General features: G+C 45.0%; 18 protein-coding genes. 13 read left to right on the top strand and 5 right to left on the bottom strand.

Annotated features, from left to right (window positions below; translation table 11 throughout):
• Positions 1-34: 34 nt before the first annotated feature.
• Positions 35-754, bottom strand: a complete 720-nt coding sequence (locus ACSX1A_RS09675) for an SDR family NAD(P)-dependent oxidoreductase (RefSeq protein WP_439883430.1) — start codon at positions 752-754, stop codon at positions 35-37.
• 310 nt (positions 755-1,064) lie between these two features.
• Between ACSX1A_RS09675 and ACSX1A_RS09670 the strand changes: the two genes are divergently transcribed.
• Entirely contained in the window at positions 1,065-4,508 is a 3,444-nt protein-coding gene (locus tag ACSX1A_RS09670; protein WP_439883429.1) for a pyruvate carboxylase, read from the top strand.
• Positions 4,509-4,773: 265 nt separating this feature from the next.
• Here the strand turns inward: ACSX1A_RS09670 and ACSX1A_RS09665 are convergent, their stop codons facing one another.
• Positions 4,774-5,106, bottom strand: coding sequence for a tetratricopeptide repeat protein (locus ACSX1A_RS09665; RefSeq protein WP_439883428.1), 333 nt, complete (start codon positions 5,104-5,106; stop codon positions 4,774-4,776).
• A gap of 67 nt (positions 5,107-5,173) precedes the next feature.
• Here ACSX1A_RS09665 and ACSX1A_RS09660 point away from each other — a divergent pair, with 67 nt between their 5' ends.
• The 4 genes from ACSX1A_RS09660 (at position 5,174) to ACSX1A_RS09645 (ending at position 8,925) form a co-directional block, all read left to right on the top strand.
• Complete coding sequence (locus tag ACSX1A_RS09660) at positions 5,174-5,914, top strand: electron transfer flavoprotein subunit beta/FixA family protein (RefSeq protein WP_439883427.1); 741 nt, start codon at positions 5,174-5,176, stop codon at positions 5,912-5,914.
• Positions 5,915-5,916: 2 nt separating this feature from the next.
• Entirely contained in the window at positions 5,917-6,891 is a 975-nt protein-coding gene (locus ACSX1A_RS09655) for an electron transfer flavoprotein subunit alpha/FixB family protein (protein ID WP_439883426.1), read from the top strand.
• A 14-nt stretch (positions 6,892-6,905) separates the two neighbouring features.
• Positions 6,906-7,514, top strand: coding sequence for a bifunctional nuclease domain-containing protein (locus tag ACSX1A_RS09650; protein WP_439883425.1), 609 nt, complete (start codon positions 6,906-6,908; stop codon positions 7,512-7,514).
• Positions 7,515-7,617: 103 nt separating this feature from the next.
• Complete coding sequence (locus ACSX1A_RS09645; protein ID WP_439883424.1) at positions 7,618-8,925, top strand: NupC/NupG family nucleoside CNT transporter; 1,308 nt, start codon at positions 7,618-7,620, stop codon at positions 8,923-8,925.
• Positions 8,926-8,992: 67 nt separating this feature from the next.
• On the opposite strand, the gene ACSX1A_RS09640 is transcribed toward ACSX1A_RS09645, so the two are convergent.
• Together ACSX1A_RS09640 and ACSX1A_RS09635 are read right to left on the bottom strand one after the other, a co-directional pair.
• Complete coding sequence (locus ACSX1A_RS09640) at positions 8,993-9,781, bottom strand: ABC transporter ATP-binding protein (protein ID WP_439883423.1); 789 nt, start codon at positions 9,779-9,781, stop codon at positions 8,993-8,995.
• Positions 9,782-9,835: 54 nt separating this feature from the next.
• Positions 9,836-10,567 carry an MlaE family ABC transporter permease gene (locus tag ACSX1A_RS09635; RefSeq protein WP_439883422.1) on the bottom strand — a complete coding sequence of 244 codons (732 nt, stop codon included), beginning with the start codon at positions 10,565-10,567 and terminating at the stop codon, positions 9,836-9,838.
• Positions 10,568-10,670: 103 nt separating this feature from the next.
• Here ACSX1A_RS09635 and ACSX1A_RS09630 point away from each other — a divergent pair, with 103 nt between their 5' ends.
• The 7 genes from ACSX1A_RS09630 to dnaN all read left to right on the top strand — a co-directional run bounded on the left by ACSX1A_RS09630 (position 10,671) and on the right by dnaN (position 17,292).
• Entirely contained in the window at positions 10,671-11,378 is a 708-nt protein-coding gene (locus tag ACSX1A_RS09630; protein WP_439883421.1) for an SDR family oxidoreductase, read from the top strand.
• Between the two features lie 148 nt (positions 11,379-11,526).
• On the top strand, positions 11,527-11,820 hold the full coding sequence (locus tag ACSX1A_RS09625) for a hypothetical protein (RefSeq protein WP_439883420.1): 294 nt from the start codon (positions 11,527-11,529) through the stop codon (positions 11,818-11,820).
• 7 nt (positions 11,821-11,827) lie between these two features.
• Entirely contained in the window at positions 11,828-12,532 is a 705-nt protein-coding gene (locus tag ACSX1A_RS09620) for an SDR family oxidoreductase (protein WP_439883419.1), read from the top strand.
• Between the two features lie 121 nt (positions 12,533-12,653).
• Positions 12,654-13,568, top strand: coding sequence for a gliding motility-associated ABC transporter ATP-binding subunit GldA (gldA, locus tag ACSX1A_RS09615; protein WP_439883418.1), 915 nt, complete (start codon positions 12,654-12,656; stop codon positions 13,566-13,568).
• 79 nt (positions 13,569-13,647) lie between these two features.
• Positions 13,648-14,376: a gliding motility-associated ABC transporter permease subunit GldF gene (gene gldF / locus ACSX1A_RS09610; RefSeq protein ID WP_439883417.1), complete on the top strand. Its 729-nt coding sequence runs from the start codon at positions 13,648-13,650 to the stop codon at positions 14,374-14,376.
• On the top strand, positions 14,370-16,061 hold the full coding sequence (gene gldG, locus ACSX1A_RS09605) for a gliding motility-associated ABC transporter substrate-binding protein GldG (RefSeq protein ID WP_439883416.1): 1,692 nt from the start codon (positions 14,370-14,372) through the stop codon (positions 16,059-16,061). The genes gldF and gldG overlap by 7 nt, the downstream gene beginning before the upstream one ends.
• Positions 16,062-16,167: 106 nt before the next feature.
• On the top strand, positions 16,168-17,292 hold the full coding sequence (dnaN, locus tag ACSX1A_RS09600) for a DNA polymerase III subunit beta (protein WP_439883415.1): 1,125 nt from the start codon (positions 16,168-16,170) through the stop codon (positions 17,290-17,292).
• 74 nt (positions 17,293-17,366) lie between these two features.
• Here dnaN and ACSX1A_RS09595 read toward each other — a convergent pair whose 3' ends face one another.
• Positions 17,367-18,413 (bottom strand): endonuclease/exonuclease/phosphatase family protein, encoded by a 1,047-nt coding sequence (locus tag ACSX1A_RS09595; protein WP_439883414.1) that lies wholly within the window; start codon positions 18,411-18,413, stop codon positions 17,367-17,369.
• 76 nt (positions 18,414-18,489) lie between these two features.
• Between ACSX1A_RS09595 and gldC the strand changes: the two genes are divergently transcribed.
• Positions 18,490-18,837, top strand: a complete 348-nt coding sequence (gene gldC / locus ACSX1A_RS09590; RefSeq protein ID WP_439883413.1) for a gliding motility protein GldC — start codon at positions 18,490-18,492, stop codon at positions 18,835-18,837.
• The last annotated feature ends 36 nt before the right edge of the window (positions 18,838-18,873 follow it).

Below are 18,873 nucleotides of genomic sequence, written 5' to 3'. Positions count from 1 at the left end.
TTTGGGTAAGTATAGTAATAAGTTTTTAGTAGCCTTAGAGAAGCTTTACAGTACTCATGCCGCCATCAACGTGTAGTACCTGGCCTGTCATCCATCCCGATTCTTCTGATAACAAGAAAGTAGCGGCAGCTGCCATGTCTTCCGGACGCCCAACTCTGCCCAAGGGGTGACGCTTGCCGGCCGCTTCTGTTTTTTCTGGTGTGCTTAAAAGTGACGAAGCAAGTGGTGTATCTGTTAAGGAGGGTGCCACAGCATTGAATCGGATATGTGTACTGGCATATTCCGCTGCCAGCGCAACAGTCAGGCCCTGAACAGCCGCTTTTGCCGTGGCTATAGAGGCGTGGTATGGCATACCCAGCTGTGCTGCCACAGTACTGAAGAGTACAACACTGGCCCCTTCCGCTTTTTTAAGCATAGGTATAACAGCCTTTAACACCTGCACCGCACCTAAAACATTTAACTCAAAGTCGTTCCTGAAATCTTCTGCCTGCAATCGTTCAAAGGGTTTCAATTTGATACTGCCAGGGCAATACACCAACCCATGCAAAACTTCCGGAAGCTGACCTGTAAAAGTATTATCAAACTGCAGGACATCTAAAGCAATGTGCGGAAGGCCCAGACTTTCTGCCTCTTCAGAATTTTTCCGGGATGCTGTGATCACATTAGCCCCATTTTGCTTGAGTTGACGCGCTGTTTCCAGTCCAATGCCTGAGGTCCCGCCTATGATGAGAATGTTTTTGTTGTTGCGTGTCATGAGTTTCTGGTTTTACCTTTTAACCTGCATTTCGGCTATTTGTTCTTCCTTAAACTGCAAAAATGCTGGCTGCTCATTTAGTTTATTTTAGGGGTAGAATTGTAGAGTGGTTAAATAACAGTAGTATAGGTAAAATTGAATTATAACCTTCTGGAGTAAAAACAGGTATTATTTGCTGTCTGGGCAGTTGCTGAATACGAACTAGGGTAGGCTTATAAATAGTAGGGCCAACCTGTAAAAGTATCCTGTTGTCTGGCCAGGGATCCACGAAAGCATCAATGGTTAAAACTCATATCTCATCTCACCTTCTATGAACATAAAAAAAGTACTTGTCGCGAACCGTGGCGAGATCGCAATACGCGTATTACGTGCCTGTTCTGAGCTAAACATCCGAACAGTTGCCATCTACACCTATGAAGACCGCTATTCCCTGCACCGCTACAAGGCAGATGAAGCCTACCAGGTCGGCAAGGACAATCAACCCCTGCAGCCTTACCTGGATATTGACGGCATAATTCAGATCGCAAAGGAAAATGGGGTAGACGCTATTCATCCAGGATATGGATTTCTATCAGAGAACCAGCATTTCTCGCAAAAGTGTGCCGATAACGACATCATATTCATTGGTCCGAAGCCAAAGGTAATGGCTTCACTTGGCGATAAGATAGCTGCCAAAAAGGTAGCTGTTAGCTGCGAAGTGCCTATAATACAGAGTAACGATCTGGATCTGAATACCTTTGAGACCGCTTTGGAAGAAGCGCACCGCGTTGGCTATCCACTTATGCTGAAGGCTGCTGCAGGAGGAGGAGGTCGTGGTATGCGTGTGATACGGGATGACGATCAGTTGGAACGAGGTTTTTTTGAGGCTAAGAACGAGGCGCAAAAGGCTTTCGGCGATGATACCGTTTTCCTGGAGAAGTACGTGGAAAACCCTAAGCATATTGAAGTGCAGATCGTGGCCGATAATTACGGCAACATTACGCACTTGTTTGAGAGGGATTGTTCCGTACAGCGCAGGTTTCAGAAAGTGGTGGAAGTAGCGCCGGCCATCAGTCTGGATGAAAACGTGCGGCAGAAACTGTATGACTATGCAATTAAGATATGCAAAGCCGTTAACTACAATAACGTGGGCACGGTGGAGTTTCTGGTTGAACCGCATACAAATAACATCTTCTTTATTGAAGTGAATCCCCGCATCCAGGTAGAGCACACGGTTACAGAGATGATAACCGGGATAGACCTGATAAAAACCCAGATATTTATTGCTGACGGGTATACATTAGATAACGAAGAAGTGCTGCTGGGGCCAAACCACAAAGTAAGAGCCAACGGAGTTGCAATTCAATGTCGTATCACAACAGAAGATCCGGAAAACGACTTTAAGCCTGACTATGGAACAGTGATCGCTTACCGTAGTGCCGGTGGTTTCGGTATCCGTCTGGACCAGGGCAGTGTGTACCAGGGTGCTAAGATCAGTCCTTTCTTTGATTCGCTGTTGGTAAAAGTATCGGCCCATGCACCAACGCTGCGCCATGCCGCCATGAAAATGTCCCGTACCCTGGATGAATTCCGCATCAGGGGCGTGAAGCAGAACATACAGTTCCTGCAGAATATCATTAATCACCCGGAGTTTATTTCTGGTGAATATACCGTCGACTTTATCAAGACCCACCCGGAACTGTTTATTTTCAAACACCGCCGGGACAGGGCCACTAAAATGCTTTCCTTTTTGGGCGATGTGATAGTGAATGGTAATCCGGATGTTAAAAATCCGGATAAGGACAAAGTACTCCGGAAGCCTGATTTTTTTGGCAGCAACCTGCAGCAACCATACCAAAAAGGCACAAAAGACCTGCTTACAGAGTTAGGGCCGGAGGAGTTCTCTAAGTGGTTACGAAAAGACCCGCTGATACATTACACCGATACTACTTTCAGGGATGCGCACCAGTCTTTGCTGGCGACGCGCATGCGTACATTTGATATGCTGAAGATAGCAGAAGGTTACGCAAAAGACCACCCACAAACGTTTAGCATGGAAGTATGGGGTGGGGCTACTTTTGATGTATGTCTGCGTTTTCTGCACGAAGACCCGTGGAGCCGACTGGCAGAGATACGAAAAGCCGTACCAAACATATTGCTGCAAATGCTTCTCCGGGGCTCTAACGGAGTAGGTTACAAAGCTTATCCCGATAACCTGATCGAAGCTTTTGTGGAGAAATCCTGGGAGACAGGTGTGGACGTTTTTCGCATTTTCGACTCCCTGAACTGGATGAAGAGCATGGAGCCATGCATCAATTTCGTGCGGAAGCGTACCAAGGGCCTCGCGGAAGGGTCTATCTGCTACACAGGAGATATACTGAACCCGGAAAAGACAAAGTATACACTCAAGTACTACCTGCAGTTAGCCAAGCAGCTGGAAGATGCAGGAGCCCATATATTAGCTGTTAAAGACATGGCAGGTTTGTTAAAGCCTTATGCTGCAACAGAACTGATCACTGCCCTGCGTGATACCGTTAAAATCCCGATTCATTTACATACCCACGATACCGCTTCGATTCAGTCAGCGACTTACCTGAAAGCCATTGAGGCTGGCGTAGACGTGGTGGATGTTGCCTTGGGATCTATGTCCGGGCTCACTTCGCAGCCGAACTTTAACTCCATTGTGGAAATGATGCGGGGGCAGGAGCGTCACCGTGAGTTTGACCAGAAAAGCCTTAACCGCCACTCAAATTACTGGGAAACGGTTCGGGAATATTACTACCCGTTTGAGTCGGGCTTAAAAGCTGGAACTGCCGAAGTATACCGTCACGAGATTCCGGGAGGGCAATACTCTAACTTACGCCCTCAGGCCAATGCGTTGGGTTTAGGTGATAAGTGGGAATTGATAAAGGAAACTTATGCGGAAGTAAATCAGCTGTTTGGAGATGTGGTAAAGGTTACACCAAGCTCTAAAGTAGTTGGAGACATGGCATTATACCTGGTGTCTAACGATCTTACGACAGTAGATGTGCTGGAACGTGGTGAGCAGGTGTCGTTTCCTGAATCTGTGCAGTCTTTCTTCCGGGGCGACCTTGGGCAACCTGTGGGCGGGTTCCCTAAACGTCTTCAGGAGATCGTACTGAAAGACGAGAAACCTTTCACAGACCGGCCAAACAAGCATCTGGAACCAGTTGACTTTGATAAGGAATTTGCTGCTTTCCAGGAGAGGTTCGGGAAAGAGACCAGTTTCACAGACTTTTTATCTTACCAGCTTTACCCAAAAGTTTACGAAGCGTACCACAAACATTATGAGCTTTATAGCGATGTTTCTAAAATACCGACGCGCCTCTTCTTCTATGGTATGCAACATGGTGAGGAAGCAATCATAGATATTGCGCGAGGTAAATCCATCGTGATCAAATACCACTCTATGGGGCCTGTTGACGAAGACGGAATGCGGACAGTATTCTTTAAACTGAACGGGCAGACACGCAATATCGAAGTTCGGGATACGTCGGTGAAGGTGGAGCGCATCCAACACCAGAAAATAGACAAGGCAAATCCGAAACAGGTTGGGGCACCCCTTCAGGGGCTGCTGTCGAAGATACTTGTGGAAAAGGAGCAGCCCATCAAGAAGAATGCGCCCTTGTTCATAATAGAAGCCATGAAAATGGAAACAACCATCACAGCGCCGGAAGACACACAGGTATCAGCTATTCATTTAGCAGAAGGAGCACTTGTAAACACAGATGATCTGGTTTTGACGCTCTCGTGATGGGGTATCAAGAAGTCGTTTGCTTCAAAATAACCTAATACTTAGCTACCATATTTTGCATCATCTCGGGCAGCATGTGTGATTCGGTTTAGGAATAAAAGAAACACACATGCTGCCCGAGATGATAATTGAGCTCAAGCAGTGATGTAGCCTTATTTGGACAATTCAAATTAACTGCAACAAAATAAGCTGCGAAGAGTTTTATAAGTAGTACTTGTAAATATGCTGCATGCATACTATTTTTGATGCAGGCAGATGAGGAATACTAGTCATCCTCATAGTCAAGGCCCATCATTTTATTGTAGGCCTGTTGCAGTTCTGAGAAAGCGTGCATGTTGCCCTCCTGACGGCTAATCTGCATTCCTTTTTTATAAATGCGCTCTGCTACATCGTTCTGTCCAAACTCTTCGTATAGTTTGGCTGCGTGGTAATACGTACCGACGTAGTTCTCATGTTCGGCTAGCAGTTTTTCATAGTATTCCATTGCTTTCTGCTTATCAGAGTTACGATATTCTGTAGCGATAGCGTACAGGGTGAAGGCGTCATTTGGGTCTTCTTCCAGGAACTTGAAAAGTTGTTCTAATCTATTTTGAGACATTTCGAATTGGCTATATTTTAACTAACTTCGCACAAATTTAACTTTTAATAAGCTAACATTTCTAACCATGAAAATATTAGTTTGCATCAGTAACGTTCCCGATACTACTTCAAAGATCAACTTTACGGGAGATAACAAAGAGTTCGACAAGAACGGCGTTCAGTTTGTTATCAACCCATGGGATGAATATGCACTGACCAGAGCCATTGAGCTGAAAGAAGCAAAGGGTGGTACAGTTACAGTTTTGAACGTAGGAGAGGCCGATACTGAGCCAAACATCCGCAAGGCGCTTGCCATTGGTGCAGATGATGCCATACGAGTAAACGCATTTCCGAAAGATGCTTTCTTTGTTGCCCAGCAGATTGCTGCCGTAGCGAAAGAGAATAACTACGATATGATCCTGATGGGTAAAGAGTCAATTGATTATAACGGTTTCCAGGTGCACAACATGGTGGGCGAGATACTGGGTATGCCGAGTATCACACCGGCCTTTAAACTGGACATGATCGATGACAGCACAGCCCGTTTAGAGCGTGAAATAGAGGGAGGTAAAGAGGTCGTAGAAGTGAAGCTGCCATTTGTGGCCAGCGCACAGCAGCCAATGTCTGAGCCGCGTATCCCAAACATGCGTGGCATCATGACAGCACGCACAAAGCCATTAACGGTGAAAGAGCCTGTTGGAGCAGAAGCAAAAACCAGCATCGACTCTTTCAGCAAGCCGGAGAAAAAAGGTGGCGTGAAACTGATTGATCCTGAGAATGCAGGAGAATTGATTACATTATTGAGAAACGAAGCTAAAGTACTATAACTATGTCTGTATTAGTATTTGTAGAAGGTCTGAACGGAGAGATCAAAAAGTCCTCACTGGAGGCGGCATCCTACGGAAGCCAGGTAGCAAAGCAATTAGGCACATCAGCCACTGCCGTAGCTATTGGTGAAGTTCACGAAGATGCACTTGCCAGATTAGGTGAGCAGGGAATCAGCAAGGTATTATATGATGCCGATGAACGCCTGAATCAATTTGTTGCCGATGCGTATGTGAAAGTGATCGCGAAAGCGGCACAGCAGGAAAGCGCGAAAGTGCTGGTATTCTCCAACACAAACATTGGCGCGGCTGTAGGGTCTAAACTGGCAGTGCGCCTGAATGGCTCACTTGCAACAAACGTTACTGCTTTACCAACTATCAACGGAAGCAACTTTGTGGTTACACGTGGTGTGTTCTCCGGTAAAGCATTTGCCGATGTAGAACTTACTGCTGATGTTAAAATCATCGCTGTTAAGAAAAATTCGATCGAGGTTGCTCACGAAGGTGGCTCCGCAAGTGTAGAGAAGCTATCAGCTGATCTTACGGAAGCTGACTTTGCTGCTGCTCCGAAGGAAACTGTGATGCAGGAAACTGACGGTGTACTTTTGCCTGAAGCTGAAGTTGTTGTATCTGGCGGTCGTGGTCTGAAAGGTCCGGAGAACTGGCACCTGGTAGAGGATCTGGCAAAAGCACTTGGTGCTGCAACTGCCTGTTCTAAACCGGTTTCAGACATGGATTGGAGACCTCACCATGAGCACGTTGGCCAGACAGGTATAACTGTTAGTCCGAACCTTTATATAGCAATTGGTATATCTGGTGCAATTCAGCACCTGGCAGGGGTTAACTCTTCTAAAGTTATTGTCGTTATTAATAAGGATCCGGAAGCACCCTTCTTCAAAGCTGCTGATTATGGCATAGTTGGAGACGCTTTTGATGTTGTTCCTAAATTAATTGAAGCTGCAAAAGCTTTAGACAAATAGACGTAGAAGATACTGTGAAGAAAATTCAGTTAGAGATACTTGGACTTTCGTCCAGCCAGTCGCAGACAGGATCGTTTGCACTTGTGCTCGGGGAAAGAGATGGAAACAGAAGGCTGCCGATCATTATCGGCATGTTTGAGGCACAATCCATCGCTATCCAAATCGAAAAGATAAACCCGAACCGGCCGCTAACCCACGACCTTTTTAAATCATTTGCCGAGCAAATGGATGTTAGGGTCACAGAAATATTGATTTCTGATCTCAAAGAAGGAGTATTCTACTCCAAGATCATGTGTACGAATGGCACTACTGAATTCGAACTGGATTCACGCCCTTCAGACGCCATCGCGATAGGATTACGATTCGGGGTGCCGATCTATACAGTAGAAAGTGTGCTGTCGGAAGCAGGAATTATTTTGAGCGATCTGGAGGATGAGGAAGAAGAAAGTGATGAAATGACTGTGAAAAGCAGTTCTACATCTTCATCTTCTACGCCAAGTTCCAAGGAGTCTCTGAGTCAAACATCTGTAGATGAGCTTAATAAACTTCTCAATGAAGCCCTTGAAAAAGAGGACTACGAACGAGCAGCAAAAATTCGTGACGAATTGAATAAGCGAAACTGATTTAACATCGAACTTACTTCAAAAAAGTCCTGTACCATAACGGTGCAGGACTTTTTGTTTTATTAGATAATAGGGTTACTTTTGGCAAATTTTGTCCTGAACCATGTACGATATTTTTAGAGGTGTCATCGGTCTTATTGTCCTGTTGGCAATTGCATTTCTTTTTTCAAAAAATAAAAAACGTATTGACTGGAAGCTGGTAGGCTTTGGTGTCTTTTTACAACTTTTGTTTGGTGTGCTGGTCACCCAGGTGCCTTTGGTGGCAGATGGTTTTGCCGCTGTTAGCCGCGGCTTCGTAACATTCCTTGACTTTTCACAAGCCGGTGCACAGTTCCTGTTCGGTAACCTGGCAAACCCTTCACAAAATGCAGGCTTAGGTTTTATCTTCGCTTTCTCAGTGTTGCCAACCATTATCTTCTTTTCTACGGTATCAGCAGGCTTATACTACCTGGGCGTACTTCAGAAGATCGTTTACGGTATTGCCTGGGTAATGTCTAAAGGGATGCGTTTATCAGGCGCTGAGAGCTTATCTGCTGCAGGCAATATATTCCTGGGGCAGACTGAGGCTCCGCTGCTTGTTCGTCCGTTTATCGCCCGCATGACGCGTTCTGAGCTGATGTGCTTGATGACTGGTGGTATGGCGACCCTGGCAGGTGGTGTATTAGCTGCTTATGTAGCGTTTCTGGGTGGAGATGATCCGGCACAGAAAGCAATCTTTGCGGCACACTTACTCACCGCTTCTATCATGAACGCTCCGGCGGGGATTGTACTTGCTAAGATCCTGGTGCCCGAAACGGAACCAGAAAAGATCCACACAGAACTGGAAGTGAATGATGAGCAGCTAGGTGTGAACCTGGTGGATGCTTTATCCCGCGGTGCTGCAGATGGCCTGAGGCTGGCTGCAAACGTTGGAGGTATGCTACTAGCTTTTATCGCTGTTATTGCACTCGTTAACTACCTGTTAACTGACTTGGTTGGCGACATGACAGGCCTGAACGAATGGGTAATCGCCAGCACGGATGGCCGTTTCTCTGGTTTTTCACTGCAGTATATACTTGGCCAGATCTTTAGAGTATTTGCCTTTATAATGGGAGTTCCCTGGCAGGATACTTTGTTAGTGGGTAGTTTGTTAGGTCAGAAAACCGCTATTAATGAGTTCGTGGCTTACCTGGACCTTGCTGAAATGAAGAATGCTAACCTATTAAGTCCGAAGGCGCTGATCATGTCTACTTACGCGCTATGTGGTTTTTCTAACTTCAGCTCTATTGCCATTCAGATAGGGGGTATCGGAAGTATGGCGCCCTCGCAGCAGGGTAATTTATCAAAACTGGGTTTCCTGGCCTTGTTAGGTGCTTCGCTGGCTTGTATGATGACGGCAACGGTATCGGGTATGCTATTCGGTTTAAATTAACCAGACTATAGTTATTTTTTAAACGAAAGCGGCTCCTTCGATATCTGAGGGAGCCGCTTTCGCTTTTTTATGTCTGTGGATGTTGCTTGTGTTGTTCTTCTTCCTCTTCAATCTTCTTGGCATCCCGCATCAGGCGATTTGCAAAAATAAACTCATTCAGCTCTTTCACATTTGAGTCGAGGATGTCATCCCGGGTTCCTTCCCAAAGTTTCTTCCCTTCGTAAAGGAACATGATCTTATCACCGATCTCGATAACTGAATTCATGTCGTGGGTAACCACAATTGTGGTGATGTTATACTCTTCGGTTATCTCTTTTATCAGTTCATCAATCTTGATGGCTGTAAGTGGGTCTAGTCCCGAGTTTGGTTCATCGCAGAACAGGTAAGTGGCGTTTGGCGCAATGGCGCGCGCAATACCAACACGTTTTTTCATACCACCGCTCAATTCGGAAGGCATTTTGTTGTTTGAGTTTTCAAGGCCCACCCGCTTCAGGCAGAAATTTACCCTGTCCAGGCGTTCATCCTTAGGCATCTTGGCCAGCATTTTCAAAGGGAATTCTACATTCTGCTCCACGTTCATGGAGTCGAACAAGGCAGATCCCTGGAAAAGCATTCCGATCTTACGTCTGATCTCCTGACGGATATCCAGTTTGTTGTTTGTAAAATAGGTGCCGTCGAAGGTCACACTGCCAAGGTCAGGCTTTACCAGGCCCACGATGCACTTGAGAAGCACGCTTTTGCCTGTTCCGCTGGCGCCCAGCAACAGGTTGGTCTTGCCGGTCTCAAACACTCCGCTGATGCCATCAAGCACCTTTTTCCCGTTAAAAGATTTGTGTATATTATGTATCTCTATCATTAAAGTCTATTTTATGCTACTCAATTTGCTATGAAAATTTCCTGACCGTTCTGCTCAAAGCAACAGCTGAGCACATATAAAGTCAGCAATCAACACGGCTATTACGCTGTTAGTTACAGCTGTAGTACTGGCAGCACCTACCTCCAAAGCACCCCCTGACGTGTAATAACCCCTATAAGAAGAAATAGATGAGATCAGGTATGCGAATACAATGGATTTTATCAGTGCGAAAAAAACATTGTACGAAATAAAATCTTCACGAATACCGGTTATATATTCCTGCGCTGTTAAGGCTCCGGTAACAGTGCCGGCAATATAGCCACCAGCAATTGAAAGAAACATTGACAGGACAACAAGCATCGGGAAAACCAGCAGTGCAGCAAATATTTTTGGAAGCACCAAGTAAGAGGCTGAGTTGATTCCCATCACTTCCAGTGCGTCTACTTGTTCTGTGATCTGCATTGTTCCCAAACCACCCGCTATGCTGGAGCCTACCTTACCTGCCAGAACAATGGAAGTAATGGTAGGGGCAAGTTCAAGTATCGTCATTTCACGAACCATAAAACCGATGGTAGAGCGTGGTATGAAGGCGTTGTTCAGGTTATAGGATACCTGCACGCAGGTTACTGCTCCGATAAACGTAGAGACAATAGCTACTATAAAAATTGAGTTAATACCTATAAGTATAGCCTCATCGATCGTTCTGTTAAAAATGATCCTGGGCGACTCTCCACGACTAAATAGGTTTGACATGAAGAGTAGGTACTTTCCGAAGTGTTGCAACATATAGGGTTCTGATGCTGGTTTAAAGCGTGTTTTTAAACAAAAATAGGGTAATAATAACTATATTACGTTTAAAATTGGAAATCATATAAAACGATACATACTTATGCAACGATATATTTTGGTTACTGGTGGTACAAAGGGAATCGGCAGAGCCGTAATAGAACAGTTTGCCAAAGAAGGATTTCATATTATCACCTGTTCCAGAAACGAAAAGGATCTGAAGAAGTTGAAACTGGACATAGAACAAAAATATACATTCTCTAAAGTGCTTTTCCATGAAGCAGATCTAAGTGACAGGAAATCTTTAAAGACCTTTACAGATTATGTGGCCAATCTTAGTGTTAAAGTTGATATTCTGGTAAATAACAGCGGCTTGTTTGTACCTGGTAAACTGACCGAAGAAGATGAAGAGTCGCTCCCTTTTATGATAAATACTAACCTTTATAGCGCCTACTACCTGACCAGGGCTATTATAGGTGATATGATAAAAAGACGATCTGGGCATATTTTTAACCTGTGCTCTACGGCAAGTATAACGCCTTATATCAATGGAGGGTCGTATTGTATTTCAAAATATGCCCTGTATGGCATGACAAAGGTCTTGCGTGAGGAAACAAAAGAGCATAACGTGCGGGTAACGGCCATACTTCCGGGGGCTACTTTAACAGCCAGCTGGGAAGGAGTGGACCTGCCGCCTGAGCGCTTTATTAAAGCCGAAGACGTGGCTATGGCAATTTACAACGCCTATATTTTATCAGAGAACAGCGTAGTGGAAGAAATGCTGATCAGACCACAATTAGGGGATATTTGATAATTTTGGATGTGTGCAGGAGTGCTATTCACTAACGGTAGGTGTGGTATTATTTTGCTAACCAAGGTTATACTTTATACTTTATGAGAGCAACTTTTTTACTAATCATCCTTAGCTTTTTTGCAGCATTGAACTCGGCGTATTCAATATGGACTTAATACTTGGTATTGATGTGGTCATAGGTTTATATGCAGTAGAGCGTGCCAAAGCTACTTATGCAAATGGGGAGGAGGTAGTCTCAAAGTTTGAGTTGAGCACGCCAAAAGTTGACGTACGACCAAGGGTAGGAGCAACAGTATACTACAAAAGATTTGGCCTTACAAGTAGTTACGCACATGGCCTTACAAACTATATGCAAAATTACGTGGATGCAAACCCGAAAGCACACCCAAAAGCATACATGCGTGTATTGCGTTTAGGGTTGAGCTATAAAATTAAATAAAGAAACTATGAATTTAGCAGGCAAAGTAGCGGTAGTAACCGGAGTAAGCAAAGGTATAGGTCTGGCAACAGTTAAGGTTTTGCTGGATAAAGGGGCTAAAGTTGCAGGTTGGGGACGGACAGCACCGGAACTGGAGCATGAAAATTTTCACTTCTTTGAGTGTGATGTGCGCTATAACGAATCAGTACAGCGCGCATTCGATCAGACCATTTCTCACCTCGGCACACATGTTCAGATATTGATCAACAATGCAGGACTGGGCGTGGCAGGGCTGCTGGAAGACATGAGCCTGGACGACTGGCACACAATGTTTGAAACAAATGTGAACGGGATCTTCTACTGTACCCGCTTGGTATTGCCGGGCATGAAGGAGCTGGAAGAAGGGCATATCATAAATATTTCTTCCATTGCAGGCACTACAGGCATTGAGCAGATGTCTGGTTACTGCGGCACAAAGCACGCAGTGCGTGGTATCTCACACTCACTTTACAAAGAAGTCCGCAACTATGGTGTAAAAGTAACTTGCATTTATCCGGGCTCTGTGCAAACTAATTTCTTTGATAACATAGAGAGCGTAACAGTAAATGAAAATATGATGCGTCCTGAAGATATTGCCTCCACTATACTGCATGCTTTGGAGTCCCATCCGAATTACCACCATGTGGACATTGAGGTTCGCCCATTAATGCCAAAAGGGAAGCAGCAGAAATAATACAAGTATGGCGCGGCTTTCGTAGCTTTGGGGCAAATAATAAAGCATGAGAATATTCACTGTTGTAAAGTGCCCAATCTTAAACTTTTCCATCGTTCATTAGCCGTTAAGCAGTTATAAAATGTCTGTTGAAGTAAAGAACCTTACCAAGATCTTTGGCACACAGCGGGCTGTGGATGATATTTCGTTTACGGTAGAGCAGGGGCAGATACTTGGTTTCCTGGGGCCAAACGGTGCCGGTAAATCCACTACCATGAAGATCGCTACCTGCTATTTGCCGCCTAGCTCCGGAACTGTTTTGGTTAACGGCCACGATGTGGTGCAGGAGCCAATGGCCGTGCGTCGAAACGTGGGCTATTTGCCGGAACATAATCCACTTTACCTGGACATGTATGTGCATGAGTACCTGGAGTTCGTAGCCTCGGTATATAGCTTAAAAGGCAAGCTGGCAAGAGGACGTGTAAAAGAAATGGTAGACCTATGCGGCCTTACCCTGGAGCAGGGCAAGAAGATCGGGGCGCTTTCGAAAGGCTACCGCCAAAGGGTTGGTTTAGCACAGGCCTTAGTGCATGATCCGCAGGTGCTGATACTGGATGAGCCAACAACTGGCCTTGATCCGAATCAGATCGTAGAGATTCGCACACTCATTAAGCAGATAGGCCAGGATAAAACCGTTATTTTCTCAACTCACATCATGCAGGAGGTAACTGCTATTTGTGACAGGGTGGTGATTATCAACCGTGGCAAACTTGTTGCTGACAGTGATGTGGCAAGCCTGCAGGCTGGAGGCAAGAACGAGAAAGTAACACTGGTTGAGTTCGAACAACCGATAGAATTAGATGTGCTGCAAAGTATAGCCGGCGTATTGCGTGCAGAACCTGCACAGGCCAATTCGTATCGCATCATCTCCAGTAAAGAAGCCGATATCCGCTCTAACGTTTTCAGGATTGCTGCTGAGCGCAAGTGGCCATTAGTAGGCCTCCGCCAGGAAGAGAACTCACTCGAACAAATATTCCAACAGCTGACAAAGAATTAAGAATTAGAAATTATGAATCAAAACTGAGCTTTCAACTCGAATTCAAAAATTCATAATTCAGCATTCATAATTAGAAATAATGCTCGCTATACTTAAAAAAGAATTCAACGGCTTTCTAAACTCGCTGATAGCCTATATTGTGATCGCAGTGTTCCTGGTGGCAATTGGCATGTTCATGTGGGTATTCCCGGAGAGCAGCGTACTGGAGTACGGTTTTGCGGATATGCAGACACTGTTTAACATGGCTCCCTGGGTGTTCCTGTTTCTGATTCCTGCTATTACCATGCGTACGTTTGCAGAGGAGAAACGGGAGGGCACCATCGAGCTGCTGCTGACCAAGCCCATAGCCGACCTCGAACTTATACTGGGTAAATACTTTGCGGCCCTGCTGCTGGCTTTATTTGCCTTGTTGCCGTCACTGCTCTACTATTATTCTGTGTATGAATTAGGTAACCCGCAGGGAAATGTAGATTCTGCTGCTGTGGTTGGCTCTTACCTGGGGTTGATCTTTCTGGCGGGTGTGTTTGCTGCTATTGGTGTTTTTGCCTCCTCCATCTCAAGTAATCAGATCATCTCCTTTGTGGTGGCGGTTTTTATGTGCTTCATCATTTATACTGGTTTCGATTCTATTGCTTCTATTCCGGTGTGGGGTAGCTATAATTACCTGATCAGCCAGTTAGGTATTTCTTATCATTATGCAGCCATCAGCAAAGGTTTGATAGACTCGCGGGATGTGCTTTATTTTATCAGTGTGATCGCCATTATGATCCTGGCCACTAAACTTGTTTTAAGGAGCAGAAAATGGTAGTAGAGCAAAACAAAAACAGGCGAAGAGCCGACATCCTTAAGTTCTTTGGCTGGGTAGCCGGAATTATACTTCTGAACTTTGTAGCAGCCGATTCGTTTTTCCGCCTCGACTTAACGGAAGATAAACGATACACCATTGCGCCTGTAACCAAGCAAATGCTGCAGGAACTGCCGGATGAAGTGGTGGTGGACGTGTACCTGAAAGGTGATTTTCCGGCAGGTTTCAGGAGGCTGCAACAAGCTGTAAAAGAAACATTCGATGAATTCAGGATATATTCCGGAGGCAACATCCGCTATAACTTAATTGACCCGAATGAGATCGGAGATGAAAAACAGCGGACGGAATTTATAACCACCTTAGCACAGAAGGGTATCATTCCAACTAACCTGCGCGCCACCGAAGAAGGCAAGCAAGTAGAGCGCCTGGTTTTTCCGGGAGCTATTGTAAAGTATAAAGGCAAGGAGGCCGCTATCAACCTTTTGAAAGGAAACCTGGCAGCCTCACCCGATGAAAGATTGAATCAATCAGTGGAGGGAGTGGAGTATGAATTGGCTTCAGCTATACGCAAACTGGCTTTCCACGGAAATAAAATAATAGGCTACATAACCGGACAGGGAGAACTGGAAATGCAGCAGGTAACCGACCTACTGGGCTCTTTGCAGGAATATTACCGGGTAGCACGGGGTGAGCTGTCACAGATACCCAGCCTGGAAGGCTTAGACCTGATTGTGGTAGCAAAGCCAACCAAAGCATTTACCGAGGCAGATAAGTACAAGATCGACCAGTTTATAATGAACGGTGGGAAGGCTGTATTTTTTATAGATGCCCTGAATGCGAATATGGATAGTATAGGAGCGGGGGGCATGTTTGCGGTGCCTTACAACCTGAACCTGGACGACATGCTGTTCCGGTATGGTGTACGCCTGAACCCGACCATTATCATGGACCTGAATTCAGGTTTTATTCCGGTTGTTACAGGTTATATGGGTGATAAACCACAGACCGAAATGATCAATTGGCGGTTTTATCCATTGCTCAACAATTTTGCCAAGCACCCGATCACCCGTAATCTGGATGCGGTTTATACAAAATTTGTTGGAACGATCGATACGGTAAAAGCAGACGGCATCAGAAAGACCCCTTTGGTTTTTAGTTCTAAATATTCCAGGATTTTACAGCCTCCGGTACCACTAACTTTGGAAGAAGCACGTATGGAGGTGAAGCCGGAGCAGTACCAGGCCGGAGAATTGCCGGTAGGTTATCTTCTGGAGGGTAAGTTTACTTCCCTGTTCAGAAACCGCCGGGCGCCAGAAGGTGTGCAGAATACGCAGGTAAAGGAGCAGGGGGTAGAGTCAAAGATCGCTGTTTTCTCGGATGGAGATCTGGTCCGTAACGAGGTTAACCCACGTACAGGACAGGCCTATGAGCTTGGCTTTGATCGTTTTAACAACATTACCTTCGCTAACAAAGAATTAGCGTTGAATACTGTGCATTATTTATTAGATGCGGAAGGTTTGATAAACGTACGCAGCAAAGAAATTCAGTTGCGGCCACTTGACAAGGTACGTGTTCGGGAAGAGAAAACATTCTGGCAGTTGCTCAACCTGGTAGCGCCAATCGTCCTGCTTGTGCTGTTTGGGTTAACGCGCTATTACCTGCGCAAGCGGAAGTATGAGCGTTTTTAATTTTATTGCGCTATAAGCCAGTATATCACGAAAAAGGACTTGGCAAAGTGGTAGCATAAATGCGAAATATTTATAACTTTGTCCAAATAACATTATAGGTAGAATAATGAAATTTATCGTCTCTTCATCTGCTCTTCTGAAGCAGTTATCCAGTATAAACGGAGTGGTTACCAATAACCCGGTAGTTCCAATCCTAGAGAACTTTTTATTCGAGATCAAGGACAGCACGCTGACCATCACAGCCAGTGACCTGGAGACATCCATGATCACAGAGCTGCACGTGGAAGCGAAGGAGAATGGCCGTATCGCTGCTCCTGCCAAGATCTTACTGGAGACACTGAAAAACCTTCCGGATCAGCCGGTGACTTTCACCATTGATGAGGAGACCTATACCATTGAGATCAGTTCTTCTAATGGCCGTTATAAGTTGTCTGGCGAAAATGCCACTGACTTCCCTCGCGTGCCGATAGTACAAGGTGGTAACGCTATCGATATTCCATCTAACGTACTGGCAAGAGCGATAAATAAAACAATATTTGCAGTTAGTAACGATGAGCTTCGTCCGGCAATGACGGGTATTTTCGTGCAGCTTCGCAGTGATAACGTGACGTTTGTAGCTACTGACGGACACCGTTTACTGCGCTATCGCCGTACCGATATTTCAACAAGCCAGGAAGCGTCTCTGATCATTCCGCGTAAGGCCTTCACACTACTGAAGTCTACCTTGCCTACAGAGGCAACTGCCGTGCGCATGGAATTCAACCAGTCTAACGCTTTCTTTAGCTTTGACAATATCCGTATGATCTGTCGCCTGATCGATGAGCGCTATCCGGATTATGAGAACGTAATTCCTGTTCAGAACCCGAACAAACTGGTAATTGATCGCCAAGACCTGTTAAGCTCTGTGAAGCGTATCTCTATTTACTCAAACAAGACTACTCACCAGATACGTCTGAAACTGACTGGCTCTGAAATGCAGGTTTCCGCAGAAGATCTTGACTTCTCTAATGAAGCCAATGAGCGTCTTTCTTGCCAGTATGAAGGAGAGGACATGGAGATCGGTTTTAACGCCAAGTTTTTAATGGAGATGCTCAATAACCTTGATTCTGATGAGATCACGTTTGAATTGTCTACTCCAAACAGAGCAGGTTTGTTAATGCCGATCGTAAACGAAGATAATGAGAATGTTCTGATGCTGGTAATGCCGGTTATGTTGAACAACTACGTATAAGGAGCATATATTTCTCCTAAAACAAAAAGGTGAGCCAACTGGCTCACCTTTTTGTTTTTATGCAGGTTATTAGGCTACTTTTTTACCTTACGCACCTTAATGTAAATAGGAAAATGATCGCTGTACCCACCAAAGTAAGTAGTGCCGGAGAACGTGCTTAGAGGCGTATTTTTATACTTGCCATACAGGAATTTAAGTTCTTCCGGGTCATGGATCTTAGCGGAACCCCTGACATATTCCAATCCTTCCCCATCAATCAATGATTTTGAAATCAGGATCTGGTCTAGCATCTTGAAATCGCCCCGGCTGTAATAGCTGCCAAGGCCGTTTACATAATGCATAAAAAAGGTATTAAAGAGTTCGTCAGTATAGTAGGGGTTAGGTCTTCCGGATGCTTTTAGAACCTGTTGCATGACATTAGTTCGGGGCTCTGCATCAAAGTCTCCCATTACTATGATCTTCGCATCCTTGTTTGAAGTTTGTAAGGCAACTATCTCCTTACGCAGTGTAGCTGCTGCTGCTCTAAGCCTTCTGTCGTCCTGTAGGCCTCTTCGGGTACGTTCTCTTGCAGGCCAATGGTTTACAAACAAGGTGACAGGCTGACCAAGTAGATTTCCGGTTACTTTTAAAATATCGCGCGATGCATAATTACCACGTCCGTAATCGATTTTGAGTGGCTGTGCACTGATCAGCTTAAATTGTTTGGGGTTGTATAGTAGGGCTACATCCAGGCCCTGTTCATCAGCTGTTTCATAATGAACTATGTTATACTTTTGCTTTTTTAGTGGCGCTGAATTAACCAAATCATTCAGTACTTTCTTGTTTTCCACTTCACTTAAGCCGATGATAGCAGGGCCATCTGCACTACCAATTCTGGAAATGGCTTTCGCAATGTGCTGTATTTTCCGGTCATACTTTTCTGTTGTCCATTTCATGGCTCCCTCTGGTGTAAAGGCATCGTCATTAGTGGCAGGGTCGTTGGTTGGATCGAAAAGCTTTTCGGTATTATAAAAAGCGATGGTTGTTAGCTTGCCTTTGTTTGATGATAGGGGTAGCCTGGAGCAACCAATAAGGAAGCTCAGGGTAAAAATAAGTAAGAGAGTTTTTATTCCGTAGCGCATCGCGTAACTTTGTGCCTATATATGTATCAAACCATATTACGAGAAACAGACAGTATAAAGTTTAAGAACTTAGAAAATGAAAAAGTCAGAAATATATTTTAGCATTGCGTTAGACGAAAACAGAGTACCTGAAGCTATCAGCTGGCGAGCAACCGATGCAGGCGAAAAGATCCATTTTGCCAAAGCAATTAATATTTCGTTATGGGATCGTGATGAAGCAGGCACCATGAAGATCGACCTTTGGACGAAGGATATGCCTGTAGATGAGATGAAATACTTTTACATCGATACCATTGGTGCTATGGCACAGAGTGTAGCAACAGCTACCAGCGATAACGTAATGGCCAAGAAAATGCGTGATCTATGTGAAGAGCTGATGAAGCACATGGAGGAGGAAAAACAGAAGGACAAAGGTGCTTTATAAGCCATTTTGAGCTTCACCGATAAAAGCAGAGGCCGC

This window comes from Pontibacter sp. MBLB2868 (assembly GCF_051904785.1).
Classification (GTDB): Bacteria; Bacteroidota; Bacteroidia; order Cytophagales; family Hymenobacteraceae; genus Pontibacter.
The sequence above is the reverse complement of the archived record's forward strand: the minus strand, read 5'-3'. Positions and strand labels throughout refer to the sequence as shown.